15 protein-coding genes are annotated in these 16837 nt (G+C 45.3%); 1 reads left to right on the top strand and 14 read right to left on the bottom strand.

Features of this window, described 5'->3' with window-relative positions; translation table 11 throughout:
- Nucleotides 1-2: 2 nt before the first annotated feature.
- From M3221_RS14210 to M3221_RS14245, 8 genes are all read right to left on the bottom strand, one after another.
- Nucleotides 3-977, bottom strand: coding sequence for a glycoside hydrolase family 43 protein (locus M3221_RS14210; RefSeq protein WP_251272410.1), 975 nt, complete (start codon nucleotides 975-977; stop codon nucleotides 3-5).
- Nucleotides 974-2062: a sn-glycerol-1-phosphate dehydrogenase gene (locus M3221_RS14215; RefSeq protein WP_251272411.1), complete on the bottom strand. Its 1089-nt coding sequence runs from the start codon at nucleotides 2060-2062 to the stop codon at nucleotides 974-976. Before M3221_RS14215 ends, M3221_RS14210 begins: the two co-directional genes overlap by 4 nt.
- Nucleotides 2059-3573, bottom strand: a complete 1515-nt coding sequence (gene arfA / locus M3221_RS14220) for an arabinosylfuranosidase ArfA (protein ID WP_251272412.1) — start codon at nucleotides 3571-3573, stop codon at nucleotides 2059-2061. The genes M3221_RS14215 and arfA overlap by 4 nt, the downstream gene beginning before the upstream one ends.
- A gap of 12 nt (nucleotides 3574-3585) precedes the next feature.
- Entirely contained in the window at nucleotides 3586-5073 is a 1488-nt protein-coding gene (locus tag M3221_RS14225; RefSeq protein ID WP_251272413.1) for an alpha-N-arabinofuranosidase, read from the bottom strand.
- Between the two features lie 42 nt (nucleotides 5074-5115).
- Nucleotides 5116-5526: a hypothetical protein gene (locus M3221_RS14230; RefSeq protein ID WP_251272414.1), complete on the bottom strand. Its 411-nt coding sequence runs from the start codon at nucleotides 5524-5526 to the stop codon at nucleotides 5116-5118.
- 36 nt (nucleotides 5527-5562) lie between these two features.
- Nucleotides 5563-6432, bottom strand: a complete 870-nt coding sequence (locus M3221_RS14235) for a carbohydrate ABC transporter permease (protein ID WP_251272520.1) — start codon at nucleotides 6430-6432, stop codon at nucleotides 5563-5565.
- 79 nt (nucleotides 6433-6511) lie between these two features.
- Entirely contained in the window at nucleotides 6512-7390 is an 879-nt protein-coding gene (locus M3221_RS14240; protein ID WP_251272415.1) for a carbohydrate ABC transporter permease, read from the bottom strand.
- Between the two features lie 63 nt (nucleotides 7391-7453).
- Nucleotides 7454-8698: an extracellular solute-binding protein gene (locus M3221_RS14245; RefSeq protein WP_396120286.1), complete on the bottom strand. Its 1245-nt coding sequence runs from the start codon at nucleotides 8696-8698 to the stop codon at nucleotides 7454-7456.
- Nucleotides 8699-8981: 283 nt separating this feature from the next.
- Between M3221_RS14245 and M3221_RS14250 the strand changes: the two genes are divergently transcribed.
- Complete coding sequence (locus tag M3221_RS14250) at nucleotides 8982-9884, top strand: ArsR/SmtB family transcription factor (protein ID WP_251272417.1); 903 nt, start codon at nucleotides 8982-8984, stop codon at nucleotides 9882-9884.
- Between the two features lie 49 nt (nucleotides 9885-9933).
- Here the strand turns inward: M3221_RS14250 and M3221_RS14255 are convergent, their stop codons facing one another.
- The 6 genes from M3221_RS14255 to M3221_RS14280 all read right to left on the bottom strand — a co-directional run bounded on the left by M3221_RS14255 (nucleotide 9934) and on the right by M3221_RS14280 (nucleotide 16626).
- On the bottom strand, nucleotides 9934-10944 hold the full coding sequence (locus tag M3221_RS14255; protein ID WP_251272418.1) for an aldose epimerase family protein: 1011 nt from the start codon (nucleotides 10942-10944) through the stop codon (nucleotides 9934-9936).
- 66 nt (nucleotides 10945-11010) lie between these two features.
- Entirely contained in the window at nucleotides 11011-12483 is a 1473-nt protein-coding gene (araA, locus tag M3221_RS14260; protein WP_251272419.1) for an L-arabinose isomerase, read from the bottom strand.
- An 88-nt stretch (nucleotides 12484-12571) separates the two neighbouring features.
- The gene (locus M3221_RS14265) at nucleotides 12572-14203 is read right to left on the bottom strand and encodes a xylulokinase (RefSeq protein WP_251272521.1); all 1632 of its coding nucleotides are present in this window, start codon (nucleotides 14201-14203) and stop codon (nucleotides 12572-12574) included.
- Between the two features lie 116 nt (nucleotides 14204-14319).
- Complete coding sequence (gene araD / locus M3221_RS14270; RefSeq protein WP_251272420.1) at nucleotides 14320-15012, bottom strand: L-ribulose-5-phosphate 4-epimerase; 693 nt, start codon at nucleotides 15010-15012, stop codon at nucleotides 14320-14322.
- Nucleotides 15013-15150: 138 nt separating this feature from the next.
- A complete protein-coding gene (locus M3221_RS14275) occupies nucleotides 15151-16281 on the bottom strand; it encodes a GntR family transcriptional regulator (RefSeq protein ID WP_251272421.1) in 1131 nt (376 codons plus the stop codon).
- 156 nt (nucleotides 16282-16437) lie between these two features.
- Entirely contained in the window at nucleotides 16438-16626 is a 189-nt protein-coding gene (locus M3221_RS14280; RefSeq protein ID WP_251272422.1) for a hypothetical protein, read from the bottom strand.
- Nucleotides 16627-16837: the final 211 nt, after the last annotated feature.

A 16837-nucleotide genomic window follows, 5' to 3' on the forward strand; every position in this document is an offset into this window, starting at 1 on the left:
TTTTATACAGTAGAAGCCGGTGCTGCATTTGGAACCGGCTCCCCGAACACCGGATATCCTTTTTCGTCATAATGAAACGGCTGAATGCAGGCGTGCCGGCCGGCATCATTTAACGCTTCTCCGCCGCCCGTTTTACGGTCGCGGGCATGGTACACAAGCAGGTCGGTTATGCCGTCGTCGGCAACCGTAAAACTGTTATGTCCCGGGCCAAACTTTTCGTTTTGTTCACTCGTTTGAAAAACAGGCTGCTGCACTTTTTCCCATGACGCCGCATCAAGCAGGTCGGCTTCCTCGTCTGCCGCAAGCATCCCCATCGCATAGTTTTCATCGGTCGCACTCGCTGAATAGGTGATAAAGATTTTTCCGTTCCGCTTCAGCACAGCCGGCCCTTCGTTCACAGGAATTTTACGCATTTCCCATTCCAGATCAGGCTTTGTCAGCATCACTTGCTTGGCTTTCAGTGTCCACGGGTTTTCCATCTCCGCAATATATAAATTCGAGTTTCCTAGAATGGCTGGATCTTTTTGTGCCCATACATAGAAGTATGTGCCTTTATGCTCGAATACAGTCGCATCCAGTGAAAATGACTCCCAGTCGGTTTTGATCTGCCCTTTTTCTTCCCATTCGCCTTCAAGCGGATTTTCACCCTTATTTTGGATCACATACATGCGATGCTGAAACGTTTTATGCTCCGGATGTGCTTTTTCACTTGGAGCCGCTGCAAAATAAATGTACCAGCTTTCTTCTATATAATGAAGCTCTGGTGCCCAAATCAAGCAGCTTAGCGGACCTTCCTCATGCTTTGTCCAGACGGTTACAGCATTTGCTGTACGGAGACCATCAATAGTCGTTGAACGCCGCAGTTCAATACGGTCAAACTGTGGACTTGATGCAATAAAATAGTAGAAACCATCTTTATGTTTATAGATAAACGGATCTGCCTGCTTTAACAGCAGCGGGTTTTCATAAACAGTCATTGGAGCACCTCTCTTTCAAATTTGATATGTTGTTCATTTAAAAATCGGAGCATCGTGTGACGGTCCCGCAGCCTGTGGGCGTGTTGAAGGCTGGAGGCTACAAGGCCTTCTTCAATATGAAGGTCAGCCGGTGAAACCGGAGCCCCTACACGTTTTAACAGCTCAGCAATAAAATTCGGATCGGGCGTTGTTACATCTGCTCCTGCTTTTTCAATTTCTGATTGGTATTTTTTATAGATAGAAGCAATGAGCACCGTCGCTGCTGCCACTTTCGCGCCGTGCAAAATTTGCGGGCGCCCTGTTCGGATAAATTCCATCTCCCAAAAATGCGACAAATGATGCTCTGCTCCAGAAGCTGGGTGCGATTGCCCAAACAAAAGCATCGCTTTCCCGGATTCAATGAGCGCATTCATTAAAATCCGGATGCCTTCTTCTTCTTTTGCAGCAATTTGCTCCACATGATGAACGCATTGCCATAAGGCTTTTTCTGTTATGGCTGCCGCTTCCTCCGAATAAGGCTCGCCTGCTGTTGAATGGCTGAACCGCCAGTCCGCAAGCGATGTAAACTTTGCTGTCATGTCGCCGAAACCGGCTGCAATCATTTCAGGCGGCGCAGCGGTTAAGACGCCAATATCCGCAAAAAGCGCCACCGGTGACGCGGCTTTAAAGGTTGTTTTCTTTCCACGGACGATGAGCGGTGCACCAACCGATGTAAATCCATCCACAGACGGAGCAGTCGGAATCGAAATGAATGGAACTCCAGTTTTGTCGCTGCAAAACCGGGTAATATCATGAATGGTTCCTGCCCCAACAGCCAGGAGTGCATCCAGGCTTTGATCAATCGCAATAAGTGCCTGCACGAGAGAGATTTCATCTGCTTTAACATCACCATGCTCATCCGGCTCAATAAGACACGTCTTTACGTTGACCCCTGCCTGGGTCAGCTGTTCTGCCAGATCATGACCGGCTGCTTTTTGCGTATACTGATCGGCAATAAGCAGCACGCTGGTCCAGCTCTTCGACTTCAGGTGCTCCGCACATTGTTGAAACGCATCCCGTTCCACAACAATCGGCTCGATCTTCATCCTCTTTCTCCTCTTTTTTGCAGGCGAATCACATTCCAGGAAAGCGCTGGAAGCGATGCTGTGACAGTGCCGCCGTCAATCGAAGCATCACCGTTTGAGTGGGGCTTAACCGGTGCAGAACCGGCGGAATTCGACTGTTTCACGTTGCCGCCGTTTTCAAGCACAATATGCTCTGCCACCTCGTAGCCTTCAAAATTGCGAATATCACATTCAAGCTGAAGCGGCTCCCTTACCTCGCGGTTCAGCGCAAAAATAGTCAGCTGATCCTGCTCCTCGTTGTAAACCGCCATTGATTCAAGCACAGGCACGTCAGTAAAATCCTTACTGTCGTATTTCGGTGACGAAACAATCGGATGGAGCGCTATGCCGCGTCCGTACACAGATGCATGCATAAACGGATAATAGATGGTTTGTTTCCAGGCTGACCCGTTTTGCTCGGTCATAATTGGTGCGATGACATTCACAAGCTGTGCCAGGCAGGCGATTTTTAATCGGTCGGCGTGCTTGAGCATGGTAATGAGCATGCCGCCCACAAGCAGTGCATCTTCAAAGTTATAAATATCTTCGAGCTGAGGCGGTGCCACAGTCCATGGCTCCAGCTTCTTATCCTGCTCATTCGAGTGATACCATACATTCCACTCATCAAAAGCAAGATGAATGTGCTTTTTGCTCCGTTTTTTCGCTTTAATGTAGTCGGCAATCGAAATAACCGAGCGAATAAAGTCATCCATTTCCATCGTTTGAGCCAGGTAGTTTGGAAGGTCGTTATCGCGGTTGCCGTAATACTGGTGAAGTGAAATAAACTCCACATGCTCATACGTATGATCTAACACTGTCGCTTCCCATTCGGCAAATGTCGGCATGTTCCGGTGCGAGCTGCCGCAGGCAACAAGCTCTATCGTCGGATCTACCCACTTCATTGCTTTAGCCGTTTCTGCGGCAAGACGACCGTACTCGTGTGCGGTTTTGTGCCCGATTTGCCATGGGCCATCCATTTCATTTCCTAAACACCACGTTTTAATGTTGTATGGGTCTTTTACGCCGTGCGAAATGCGCAGATCACTATAAAAAGAGCCGCCTGGATGATTACAGTATTCTACGAGGTTTCGGGCTGCATCAATACCGCGCGTTCCCAGATTCACTGCCATGTTAACGTCTGTTCCGGCCCGCTTTGCCCATTCCATAAATTCATTTGTGCCAATTTCATTTGTTTCAAGCGCGCGCCATGCAAGCTCCAATTTTTTCGGACGCTCACTTTTAGGACCAACCCCATCCTCCCAGTTGTAGCCGGATACAAAGTTACCGCCCGGATAACGGACAAGCGGTACCTGCAATTCGTTTACGAGATCGATCACGTCACGGCGAAACCCGTGCTCATCCGCTTCAGGGTGATCCGGTTCATAAATACCGCCGTATACAGCACGCCCCAAATGTTCAATAAATGAACCGTATACCCGTTTATCGATTTCTGCGATTTTAAAATCTTTTTCAACAATCATAGTCGCTTTCATCTTGCACGCTCCTTAAGAGTGGATTGTGAGCTGGATAATAGACATGTTCGGCAGCTGTGCCGTTAATTGGCCGTTTTCCACTGTAAAATCGGTGTACGCTTCTGGCTTTACGCGCTCCGGATTTTCGAATGTGTTATGCGCATTCATTTCATCCGCTGTTAACATGCGCCCTTCAATAGATAAGGAGCCGCCAGCAATACCCCGGATATCAATGGAAACGGAAGCTGGGTGCTGATGGTCAATGTTATACAAGCTGAGATGAATAACGCCATCTGCATTTTTCGATGCTGTTGCACTTACTTGAGGAAGCATATCCCCTTCCATTTCATACGTTCCGCTGTTAACACTTACATCAAGGAGCTGTGCTCCCTGGTGCTCTTTATACATATCAAATACGTGATAAGTCGGTGTAAGAAGCATTTTTTCGTTATCCGTCAGCACCATCGCCTGCAGAACATTTACGGTTTGAGCGATATTGGTCATCTGCACACGGTCCGCATGATCGTGGAAGATATGGAAGTGTACGGCCGCTACAAGCGCATCGCGGATCGTATTCTGCTGGTATAAGAAGCCTGGGTTTGTACCCGGCTCCACATCAAGCCATGTGCCCCACTCATCAATAATCATGCCGATACGCTTGTCAGGATCGTATTTATCCATGATCGTTGAATGGCGTGTAATGAGCTCGTTCATATGTAATGCTTTTTTCATTGTCACGAACCACTCGGATTCTTCAAAATCAAGCGCAGAGCCTTTTCCTTTCCAGAAGTCGCCTGGAATCGTGTAATAGTGAAGGCTCAGCCCATCCATAAACGGCGCCGCTTCACGCATCAGCACTTCAGTCCAGTTGTAATCATCGACGTTGGCACCACCGGCAATGCGGTAAATTTTATTATCGCCGTAGTTGCGGACGAACGTTTGAAAACGGCGGTATAAATCGGCATAGTATTCCGGCCGCATATTGCCGCCGCAGCCCCAGTTTTCATTTCCTACGCCGAAATACGTTAAGTCCCACGGTTCCTGACGGCCATTTTCCCTGCGCCAGTTGGCCATTGGCGACTCGCCGTCAAATGTCATGTATTCAATCCACTCTGACATTTCCTGCACGCTGCCGCTGCCGACGTTGCCGCAAATGTAAGGCTCGCATTCAAGCATTTCACACAGCATCATAAACTCGTGTGTACCGAAATGGTTGTTTTCTACCACACCACCCCAGTGTGTGTTGATCATATGCTTCCGCCCTTCACGGGGCCCGACTCCATCACGCCAGTGGTATTCGTCTGCAAAACAGCCGCCCGGCCAGCGAAGCAGCGGAATGCGAATGTCTTTTAATGCCTGCAGCACATCGTTGCGAATGCCGTTTGTATTTGGGATCGAAGATTCTTCTCCTACCCAGATTCCTTCATAAATACAGCGGCCAAGGTGTTCGGCAAAATGTCCGTAAATGTTTTTATTGATTGTTCCTTTTGTTACATCGGCATTGAGTACAACGTTGGTCATCCCAATCTCTCCTTTTTCGTTCAATACGTGTTCAGTTCTTTTCTAGTAAGCCTGCCGGGACAGTTTAATCGCTTTGTTTTTGGCTGAGTAAACAATGAACGCAAGTAAAAAGAGGACAAATCCGACTACATCCATCACAAGCAGCTGCAAGATGCCCCAGCAAGCAATCCAAACGACGATTTTCGGCTGAATGGCGTTGTCTTTTATGCTTCTGGCAATCAAAAAATTGATAATAGCCCCGACAAAAATAAACAAACCAAACGTCACAATCACTTTTGATACATTGTCCAGTAACGTTGCGCCCGCCATTGCATTTTCAACAGAAGCCCCTTGAAGCCCCTGCGCTCCTGTTGTTTTAAACCAGGTTGAATAGCCGAAAATCGTTACAATCGCTGTCAATGCATTCCACAGGGAGCCTGCTGTCAGCAGCTTTCTTTCTAATCCTCTGTTCATACGTGTTCCTCACCTTTTAAACCAAATTTTTGATCCTTATCCTTTTACGCCGGAATTCAAGTTAATAGATTGAACAAAATATTTTTGCGCGAATATAAACAAAAGCAACGTCGGAATGATGGCTAATATCGCTGAGCTCATCAGCTGCCCGATCATCCGGTAGTTTCCGTAAATGTCCTGAAGCAAAAGAAGACCAGCTGTAACAGGCATTTTTTCTACATCGGTATACACAATAACCGGCCAGAGAAAATCATTCCACGACCCGGTAAACGAAAACAGTCCGCAAACAATTAATACTGGCTTAATCAAAGGAAGGATAATCGAGTAGTAAATTCTAAATTCACTGGCGCCGTCTACCCGGGCTGATTCATCAAGCTCCTTTGGAATCCCTTTCATAAACTGTCGAACAAGAAAGATATTTCCCATACCTGCAAGACCCGGGATGATCATGGCCCAGGCTGTATTCACCCATCCAAGTGCATCAATAATCTTATAGGAAGGAATCAGATTGACAACGCCTGGAAAAAAGGAAATACCGAGAAGAGTGAAAAATAATGTATCTCTTCCTTTAAAGTTCAAACGGGAATAGCCGTAGCCGGTAATGGAAATCACAACAATCACCAGGAGTGTATGCATTGTTGCAATAAACATTGAGTTTAAAAGCCAACGTAAGATCGGCGCCGTGGATGTATTTTGCAAAACGGCTACGTAGTTATCGACGATCCAGTTGACCGGCAGCAGGCTGAATCCGGTAGATACCACTTCTGTCTGGGAACGAAACGATGTAGTAATCCCAAATAAAACGGGAATGGCCCAGATCACACAAACGGCGATTAAAAACAAATACGCTAAATACTTGGAGACGCTTATTTTTCCAGGCTTCATGCGAACGGCGCTTCTTCCCATTTCTTTAGAAATCGTTGCATGCTTTGACATCTTGCTTCCCTGCCTTTCTATTCTGTAGTTCCAGCTCATGATCAAACATTTAAGCCGCATTCCGGTTCATGATAAAATATTGCAATGCGGAAATCACCAAAATAACCAGCCCCAACAAAACAGCCATCGCTGAAGCCATCCCTGCAATCGACTCTCCATGCCCAAATGCCAGCTGGCGGATGTACATCATTAACACGGCTGTACTTTGATGCGGACCTCCATCTGTCATCATAAGCGGCTGGCCGAAAACGTTAAAAGCACCGGCAGTCGTCATAACGAACGTGTAAATAAGCGGGAAACGAATAGATGGCAGTGTAATGCTGAAAAATTTCCGAATCGGTCCAGCACCATCAATATCTGCTGATTCATATAAATCTTTTGATACTCCGTTAATCGAAGCACGGTAGATAATCATATTTCCACCTACACCGCCCCATACTGTTAAAACAATAATGATCAGCCAGGCATACGGCTGGTTTGCAGCCCAGACCGTTTCGGAACCGAATACATTATTGGTGATGCCCAGCTGCTTATTAAAAATCAATGACCAGATCAGAGCGGCAGCAGAAATAGAGATCAAACCCGGTATATAAATAACGGACTGGATCAGGCTTTTCATTTTTACTGCTTTATGTTCCAGCGCCACAGCAATCATTAATGGAATAACAATCAGCAGCGGTACGCTCAGAAGAACGAAAATCAAGGTATTTTTCAAGCCGTTTGTGAATTGAACATGAAAGGTCGACTCTTGATCAAAGAGAATCGTCCGGTAATTCTCCAGCCCTACCCATACGGGATCACTCATTAAATTCCACTGAGTAAACGAAGCATAAATACCGTAAATAGTCGGCAGGAAAATAAAAACAGCAAACAAAATCACATGCGGACCTACAAAGAAAAGAGGGATTGCGTTCAGTTTTTTATTCATAGGCTTTCAGTTCTCCTTTTAGAAAAGGGATGTGCCGCAATCGGGCACATCACCTGTTACTTTCTACTTTGCTGCTCCGTTGTCGCCTTCTGAAATCTTATCCTCAACAAATTTTTGCATCGTTTTCAGCCCTTTATCGATGTCCGTTTCACCGCGGACAATGTCTGGTGCATAAGTGTCTACCGCTTCAGCCACATACGGATAATATTCATATGTGTAAATATGAAGCGACTGTGTTTCTTTTTCATTTGATGTAAAGAAAGACTGCGTAAATTTCTTGTATTCTGGGCTTTGGTTTACTTCGTTACTCGCTACAATCTGGCCGGCTTCCGCCCATTTAATTGAATTTTTGCGGATAAAATCAAGGAAGTCGGCAATCCCTTTTTCTTTTTCTTCTGTTCTTTCTTCATTTTTCAGCATCGCGAACAAGTGCGAAGATGCTCTGTTTGTAAACTTCTCAGGAGTAGGAGAGTACACATTTGTAACGCCGAAGTTCAACCCTTCAACACCTGCGTGAGCGGTAGAGCTCCACGTTCCATCCGTTGAGAATAATACGTTGCCGGATTGGAACATTAAATATCCATCTTCCCCGTACGGCGTCATGATTCCCGCATCATTCAAGCTTTTTACAGATTCAAGCGCTTTTCTCATTACATCTGTATTAACTGCCGGTTTGCCGTTTTCTTGAATGTCTCCATTGAAGTTTTGGATCTGCGCTAAGATTACCCAGCCAAGAAGTGCATCGTTGACAACATAATCGCCTTTATCAAGCTTGCCTTGCAGAGAAAGCATTTCGTCGATCGTTACGACATTATCATCAAGAAAACTTGTCGCATTGTATTTTTCAAGCAGATCTTTGTTGTAGTACATGGCGCTGCTGTGGATATCGAGTGGTACTGTATACTGTGTTCCATCGATGTTGCCGGATGACCAGGCCTGCAGCAGGTAGTTTTCTTCTTTTAACCCTTCTTTTGAGGAGATAATATCGGTCATCGGCTTTAATACATCTTGTTTAACAAAGCCTGGTACACGGTCTGCATGAATAATGGATAGATCCGGTACACCTTTGCCAGAATTCAAGACAGTAGACATTTTTGTGTACATATCCGCTGTGACAACATGTTTTACTTTAATTTCTGGATCTGTTTCGTTATAGGCTTTAACAAGCTCATCCATGTACGCACCGTCTTCTCCAGTCAGCGGCGTCCAAAATGTGATGGTGTTTTTATCACTGCCGCTGCACCCCGCCAAAATGGTTGTTACAAGAAAAACAATGATCAACGAAAGGCTAAAGCTTTTTTTCAAAATGTTCTCCTCCTCATTCATCCCATTTCTGTTTAGACAATTGATTTTCGGCCTTTGATCAATTAACTTAGTCATATTATAGCTTCATGTTGAAAACGCTGTCAATAACTTATTAATAAATTATGTATTTAATTATTTTTATTTGATTAATAAATATGTTAATTATATAGCTAAAAAAATATAAATAAAAAAAATAATTAACTTTTTAATTATTTTATGTTTTAATTAATCATTATAAAGTTATTGTTTATGTTAATCATAGTTCCGACAGAAAGAAGGAGTGCTTATGCAATTAGAAATCGACAGCTCTTCGCTCGTTGTTTATGAGGCGCTGGCAAGCGAAGTCCGCTTAAAGATCATTCAGCTGCTTTCACGGAATAAGATGAATATTAAAGAGCTGGCTGAGGAACTCGGCATCAGCAGCCCGATCGTCACCAAACATATTAAAAAGCTTGAAGAAGCAGGAATCATTAAAACGGAAAAAGTGCCCGGAAAATCCGGTCAGCAAAAAATCTCCATCTTAAAAGTTGATCATATTGAGATTAACTTCCCGAAAAAGATCTTTCACTCGTTTGCTTCGTATGAGTCTTCCATTCCAATCGGCCACTACACTGATTTCAATGTAAAGCCGACGTGCGGGCTTGCAACGGAAAAAGAATTTATCGGCCGGGTGGATGAACCGCAGTATTTTATGGATCCGCAGCGGGTGGATGCAGAAATTCTCTGGTTTACCCAAGGGTTTGTTCAATACAATACAGCCAACTTTTTAAAACCGGGTGAAACATTGCAGCAATTGGAGATTGCGTTGGAACTATCTTCGGAATTTCCTTTTTCTAACGATGTCTGGCCTTCAGACATTACATTTACTCTGAATGGAATCGAGCTGGGCACGTGGGTAAGCCCTGGCGATTTTGCGGATACACGAGGAAAATACACGCCCGACTGGTGGCCGCATAACATCAATCAATATGGACTGTTGAAGACAATCAGGATTACCAAACACGGCACATATATTGATGGCGATCCGTTATCCGATCTTTCTGTAGAAGACTTGGATACGACCTGTGACAGATGGACGTTTCGAATCGAAGTGAAGGAAGATGCCGAACATGTTGGAGGCGCTACCCTTTTTGGAAAAAAATTCGGAAATCATGCCCAGGATATTGTATTTAAACTTTACTATTTATAAGCATTTGAGAAAAAGCGGACATTTCACATGAAACGTCCGCTTTTTAACATTATTGGATGCTAAATTGATAAATCGTGTGGGCTGTATACGTTTCTCCTGCACGGATAATGCTTTGCGGAAAGTGCGGCTGGTGAATAGAATCTGGCAGTCCCTGTGTTTCAAGGCAAAGACCTGCATACTTTCGGGAAATTCCGCCATCCAGTTTTTCTCCGTCTGTTATTTGCGTGCCAGAATATAAAACAACACAGTTCTGATCCGTTTTCATGCGCAGCACACGGCCGCTTCCCTCATCTGATAGGATGATATCCTCCTGCCCGTTTAACAAGAATGGATGATCATATCCTTCACCCGCCAGCTTATTCTGCGGATCACCTGACTCTACACCGGCTCGAATCGGCTGGCCGCGGCGGAAGTCAAAAGCCGTGCCTTCAACCGGCCGCAGCATGCCGGTCGGCAGAAGTTCCTTATTCAGCTCCCCATACCGGTCGCTGTCGAGCTGGAGCACGTGGTCGGTAATATCCCGCTTTAAATCGCCGCTTAAATTAAAATACGTATGGTTGGTCATATTAAGAAGAGTCGGCTGGTCCGAAACTGCTTCGTAATGAATCGCAAATTCATTCTCATCATTCAGCGTGTACGTAACCACTGCTTTCACATTCCCCGGATACCCGCCTTCCCCATCAGGACTTTCATGGGTGAACCGGACACCGCCTGCTATACATTCCGATTTCCAAACTACTTTGTCAAAACCGGATTTGCCGCCATGCAGATGATTATTTCCATCGTTTTGTTCAAGTGTATACGTTTTTCCGTCCAGCTCGAACGATCCGCTGCCGATCCGTCCGGCAAACCGGCCAATTATCGCTCCCAAATACCACGGATTTTGAACATAACGATCTGCATTCTCATAGCCGAGTACAACGTTTTCCAGCTTTCCTTCCCGGTCCGGCACAACGATTTTCGTAATGATACAGCCATAATCCAAAAACGACACAGTCATGCCATTTTTATTTGACAGCGTAAATTCTTTTATATTGATGCCATTAATGGTGCCTGTCATAATGTCCATTCCTTTCCTTATGAGAAAAAAGGCCAGCCCACGAATGAGACAGCCTCTCCCTTTTGTTTACTTCCAGATTGCTTCTCCCCACTTCAGCTCGTTGCGAAGCTGGGAGGTTTTTGTGTCCTTATCAATGATGATGCATTCAATGCCGGCCATTTCTGCAAAATCATACAGCTGCTCAGCGCTGACAGCGAATGAAAGAACAGTGTGATGGGCTCCGCCTGCGTAAATCCAGGATTCAGTGGCTGTTTTCAAAGACGGCTGCGGCTTCCACAGCACTTTAGCAACCGGCAGATTTGGCGTTTGCTGCGGTGACTCAACCGCGTCTACCACATTGACGATCAGCCGGTAACGCCCGCCCATCTCAATAAGTGATGCGTTAACTGCCTGGCCGCTCATACCATCAAACACAAGGCGGGCCGGGTCTGCTTTGCCTCCAATGGACAATGGATTCACAACAATACGCGGTTTCGAGGCGGCAACAGTCGGGCACACTTCAAGCATGTGCGAGCCAAGAATCATTTCATTGCCGGCTTCTAAATGATACGTATAATCTTCCATAAACGATGTCTGTTTGTTGCCTGCCGCGATTTTCATCATGCGGAGCAGAGCGGCTGTGCGCCAGTCGCCTTCACCGGCAAATCCGTAGCCGTCTGCCATCAGCCGCTGTGCAGCAAGGCCTGGCAGCTGCTCCATGCCGTGCAAATCTTCAAAGTTTGTTGTGAACGCGTTATAATTTCCCCGTTCCAAGAACGAACGAAGCCCAATCTCGATTCGTGCCTGTTCTTTGATCGCCGCGCAAATATCATCACTTTCTTCAAATATATATTGCTGCTTGTATTCTTCATAAAGAGAATCGATTTGGTCCTGTGTGACGTTATTCATTTCTTCTACAAGATCACCAATGCCATAATAGTCTACGACCCAGCCGAATTTAATTTGCGCTTCTACTTTGTCACCATCCGTAACGGCTACGTTCCGCATATTGTCACCAAAGCGGGCAACCCGGATATTCGGCCCCTCTGTTACCGCGGCGGCGATATTCATCCAGTCGCTTACGCTTTTCTTAACTGACTCATCCTGCCAGTGGCCGACAATGACTTTGCGGCCAATTTGCATACGTGTACCGATAAATCCATACTCACGGTCTCCGTGTGCCGCCTGGTTTAGATTCATAAAGTCCATATCAATGCTGCTCCACGGGATCTCACGGTTAAACTGTGTATGCAGATGAAGAAGCGGCTTTTGCAGCGCTTTCAAACCAGCAATCCACATTTTCGCCGGAGAAAAAGTATGCATCCAGGTAATGATGCCGGCACAGTTTTCATCGCTGTTCGCCTGTTGCATCAACTGGTGAATATCTCCGGATGTTGTCAGTACTTCTTTAAAAACAATCGGGTAAGACAGCTCAGCCTCTCCATTTAGTCCATTTACGACTTCCTCTGAATTTTTCTGAACTTCTTGCAGCGCTTCTTCTCCGTACAAGTGCTGGCTTCCTGTAACAAACCAAAATTCTTTCTTATCTATTGCTAACATACTTCTCGCTCCCTTGAGTTATTTTCGCCCCTAACAGGTGCATTCAATATATTTGATTCATTCAAGACCGGCCTAAGAAACTTTTTCTTTAAACCAGCTGCTCCACCTTCTTCTGAATGAGTAAATGATCAATAGCTGCTTGCTCAATGGCAAGTCCTTGTTTATAACGATCCATAAAGGCTTCAAAACCTTCCACATCTTCTTCGTCTGCCTCTACTTCCACGCCGACATTGTCGCCAAATACCTTTTTATCCAGATACTCTTCTAATGATTCATTTTCTTCTTTATTAGCTGTAAAAGATGCAAGCAGCGCAATTCCCCAAGCACCGCCTTCACCAGCAGTTTCCATAACAGATACAGGCGCATTCATGGCTGCGGCCATGATCTTCTGTCCAACACCTTTGGTCTTAAACAGACCTCCATGTCCCAAAATCTTGTCGATCCCAATATTTTCTTCATGTAAAAGAATATCCATTCCGATTTTCAAAGTGCCAAGTGCCGAAAATAAATGTACACGCATAAAGTTTGCAAGGTTAAAATTACTTTCTGGCGAACGGACGAATAACGGCCGGCCTTCTCTCATTCCTGTAATATTCTCACCAGAATAATAACCGTAAGACAGTAGTCCTCCGCAATCCTTATCCCCTTCAAGAGCCTTATTGAACAAGACTTCAAACAGTTTATCCTTATTTACTTGATAACCCAGGGCTTCTGAAAACTCTTCGAACAGCTTCATCCAGGCATTGATGTCAGAGGAACAATTATTCGCGTGAACCATACCAACTAAGCTTCCAGAAGGCGTGGTCACGAGGTCGATTTCTGGATAAACCTTTTTCAATTCTTTTTCCAGCACGATCATCGCAAATACTGACGTTCCTGCTGAAACATTTCCTGTACGCTGGGCAACACTGTTGGTTGCAACCATACCCGTTCCTGCGTCGCCTTCTGGAGGACATAGCGGAATGCCAGCTTGAAGGTTTCCACTCACGTCTAATAGCTTGGCGCCATCTTCTGATAATTGCCCGGCTTCATCACCCGCCTGCATCGCCTGCGGCAAAATCTCTTTCAACTTCCATGGATAATTTTTTTGAATGATCAAATCATTAAAAGCTTGAATCATCCTTGTATCGTAATCCTTTGTTTCCACATCAATTGGAAACATACCAGAAGCATCTCCAACCCCTAAAACTTTTTGGCCGGTCAGTTTCCAATGGATATAGCCAGCTAATGTTGTGAAGAAATCAATATTTTCTACATGTTCTTCTCCGTTTATAATCGCTTGATATAAATGAGCAATACTCCATCTTTGCGGGATATTATAATTAAAAAGGGCTGTTAATTCTTTTTCTGCCTGTTCAGTGATCGAGTTCCTCCATGTACGGAATGGAACCAGCAGCTCTCCGTCTTTATTAAATGCCATATAGCCGTGCATCATCGCACTAAAGCCAATGGCGCCAACCTTTTGAAGGATTACTCCATACTTTTCTTTCACTTCATTTGCCATCTCTTGATAACTTGTTTGAAGACCTTTCCAAATGTCATCAAGAGAATATGTCCATATTCCCTCTTCCAAACGATTCTCCCATTCATAGCTTCCAGAAGCTATGGGCGAGTGATTAGAGTCAATCAAAACGGCCTTGATGCGAGTAGAACCAAACTCAATACCTAAAGCTGTTCGACTGCTAGCGATATCAGCTTTTATTAGATCCAGCTTATTCATCATTCAGCCACTTCCTTTTAATCGATAATGTACGATTCCTCATTAGACTTTGCCGGGTGCTGAAGGGTTCATTTATAGTCAGGTCCCGAAGCCCTTATCAACGACGCCATAACGGTTTATCCTTTTTGCCCGTAATAGGCGTTAACTCCGTGTTTCCGCAAATAGTGCTTATCCAGCAAAAATTGGTCAATCGGCTCAGTGTCCGGATTCAACTGAAACGTATTCAAGCCCATCTTAGCCACTTCTTCCAGTACAACTGCATTATGAACCGCTTCGCTCGGCGTTTTTCCCCAGTTAAAAGGCGCATGTCCGTACACGAGAACACCAGGCATCGCTTTTGGATCAAGGTGTGTAAAAGTTTCAATAATGACATTACCGGTCTCCACTTCATATGCCTGTTCAATTTCCTCCCTTGTCAGCGGGCGGGTACAGGGAACTTCTCCATAGTAATAATCAGCATGTGTAGTTCCAAGCGCCGGAATGGCTCTGCCCGCCTGCGCCCAGCTTGTAGCACAGGGAGAGTGAGTATGAACCACGCCGCCAATTCCCGAAAAATGCTTGTATAGAATCAAGTGCGTGGCTGTATCTGATGAAGGCTTTAACGTCCCTTCCACTACATTTCCGTCCAAATCTACGACAACCATGTCTTCTACAGTCAGCTGGTCATACGCAATGCCGCTCGGTTTAATAACAACGAGCTGCTCCCTTTCGTCGAAACCGCTTACATTACCCCAAGTAAAAGTAACGAGTCCATGCTTCGGAAGAGATAAATTCGCTTCCAGCACTTCCTGTTTTAATTGATCCAGCATAATAAGCCTCCTCATTCCAACTTGTACGTATATATTAACTTCTTAAGATTCATAATAGTACAATATGTACGCATAATCAATATCTATTATGATAATTTTTCAATAACTTGCAGAAAAAACAAAAAGCACATAAACAAGTTACTGTTTATGTGCTTCTTCTGCTATTTTAACCGATGACCGAATGTGAAGCTCCGGTTCAAATAAAATGGATTCCTGCTTTGGTTCCCTTTGTGCTGCTGACCCTTTTCTCTCTTGAACAAGTTCTAAAACGAGCCGAGCCGCTTCCCTGCCAAGATCACTTTTTGGGTGTGTAACTGTGGTAAGCTTGACTTCAGATACATCCGCTAAAAAGGAGTCATCGTATCCAACCATGGCGATATCGTCCGGGACACGAAGTTTTTTCTCACGCAGAAGGTTCAGCAGGCTGAGCGCCAGCTGGTCATTGTAGCATACAAGAGAATCCAGTGCCCTGTCTCCCTGCTGTTTGAGCAGCTGCTCCAGCTCCCGAGCCGGCTTGCTTTCTTTTTCCTCGGTATAATACGTGATAATATTTTGCGGTTCAATGGGAATCCGGTGCTTCCGATGTGCTTTCAGGAAGCCTTTCATCCGTTTGACCCCCTGGATATCGTCGGTTTTAAAAAACCCGGCAATATTCCGGTAACCCTGCTTAATTAAAAACTCTGTCTGCAAAAAACCGCCTCGTTCGTCATCCACTGCGACATAAAGAGGCTCAAGCTCATCATAGTAGGCATTTATCATCACATAGGGAATGTTCTGCCGTTCCAAATTTAAATAATAGTTGATATTCGGATTGCTGAATGCACTTTTGGTTGGTTCAACAATCACTCCATCAAATGAACCGGACAGTATTTTCTCTAAAATCTCCCGTTCTGTTTGATGATTGTTGTTTGTGCTGAAAAGTGTGACATGATAGCCCTGCTCGCTTAATACAGATTCCGCACCTCGAATAATGGACGGAAAAATATAATCTGAAATATACGTTGTAATAAGGGCAATGTTTTTCTGTCCAGCCGGGTCCAAAACCGCACCGTTTGCCTGCCGGTCAGCGCAGAACGTGCCTGCTCCCTGCTCCCGGTAAAGCCAGCCTTTGTTGACAAGATCGCCTATTGCAAGCCTGACCGTATGGCGGCTGACTCCAAACTCCTTCATCAGCTCACTTTCCGAACTGATTTTTTGGTGAGGCAAAAATGTACCATCCAAAATGCGCGATTGAATCGCTTGTTTCACGATACTGTGTTTGGTTGCCAAGCGATCACCTCCCCGTTTTGTTTCTTTTCCCTATAACTTATACGTATATATTATCACAAGAAAAATAAGATGTATGTAGTTTTATTCAGTCAACGAAGAGCCTGCTTCCCGCTGATTCGTCCAAAAAAAAGAAAGGCCTTCTCATAAGAAGGCCTTTCAGACTGTAGACAAATTATATGGATGACCGTGCACATGAATGAGATGGATCGGCGGCGTCCAGGCAGCTCCGCTTTCCATGGGGCAGGCGCTGAGCCCGGCTTCGCCTGGCGGCTCCATCGGTCTCTGCTGCCCGCTAGTCCCATAGGAATCTGCGCCGCCCTCCCGCCGCCAAGTGGCTTGCGACAAGATTCTATGGAGCTCATAAAGTCGTGTTTTTCTGTTTAAAAAAGAGAAAATGCCTATTCATTCCTTGCTTATGGATCTTCAATACCACTTAGTGAAGCCCGCCGGACGAAGACTCCTGCTGGAAGTACAGTGAGTCGGGAGACCCCGCAGGCGCAACCGAGGAGGCTCCCGCACTGCCCGGGGAACGCGAAGTCCGGCAGGCTTCACTTAC

The organism is Domibacillus indicus, from assembly GCF_023715895.1.
Taxonomy (GTDB): Bacteria; Bacillota; Bacilli; order Bacillales; family Domibacillaceae; genus Domibacillus; species Domibacillus indicus_A.

What these genes read in the sequence shown, in the direction of transcription:
- M3221_RS14225 (WP_251272413.1), bottom strand. Translation starts at nt 5,073, where the DNA reads ATGACCAACGTTGTACTCAATGCCGATGTAACAAAAGGAACAATCAAT.
- M3221_RS14250 (WP_251272417.1), top strand. Translation starts at nt 8,982, where the DNA reads ATGCAATTAGAAATCGACAGCTCTTCGCTCGTTGTTTATGAGGCGCTG.
- araD (WP_251272420.1), bottom strand. Translation starts at nt 15,012, where the DNA reads ATGCTGGATCAATTAAAACAGGAAGTGCTGGAAGCGAATTTATCTCTT.
- M3221_RS14230 (WP_251272414.1), bottom strand. Translation starts at nt 5,526, where the DNA reads ATGAACAGAGGATTAGAAAGAAAGCTGCTGACAGCAGGCTCCCTGTGG.
- M3221_RS14240 (WP_251272415.1), bottom strand. Translation starts at nt 7,390, where the DNA reads ATGAATAAAAAACTGAACGCAATCCCTCTTTTCTTTGTAGGTCCGCAT.
- M3221_RS14265 (WP_251272521.1), bottom strand. Translation starts at nt 14,203, where the DNA reads ATGAATAAGCTGGATCTAATAAAAGCTGATATCGCTAGCAGTCGAACA.
- M3221_RS14255 (WP_251272418.1), bottom strand. Translation starts at nt 10,944, where the DNA reads ATGACAGGCACCATTAATGGCATCAATATAAAAGAATTTACGCTGTCA.
- M3221_RS14235 (WP_251272520.1), bottom strand. Translation starts at nt 6,432, where the DNA reads ATGGGAAGAAGCGCCGTTCGCATGAAGCCTGGAAAAATAAGCGTCTCC.
- M3221_RS14215 (WP_251272411.1), bottom strand. Translation starts at nt 2,062, where the DNA reads ATGAAGATCGAGCCGATTGTTGTGGAACGGGATGCGTTTCAACAATGT.
- araA (WP_251272419.1), bottom strand. Translation starts at nt 12,483, where the DNA reads ATGTTAGCAATAGATAAGAAAGAATTTTGGTTTGTTACAGGAAGCCAG.
- arfA (WP_251272412.1), bottom strand. Translation starts at nt 3,573, where the DNA reads ATGAAAGCGACTATGATTGTTGAAAAAGATTTTAAAATCGCAGAAATC.
- M3221_RS14210 (WP_251272410.1), bottom strand. Translation starts at nt 977, where the DNA reads ATGACTGTTTATGAAAACCCGCTGCTGTTAAAGCAGGCAGATCCGTTT.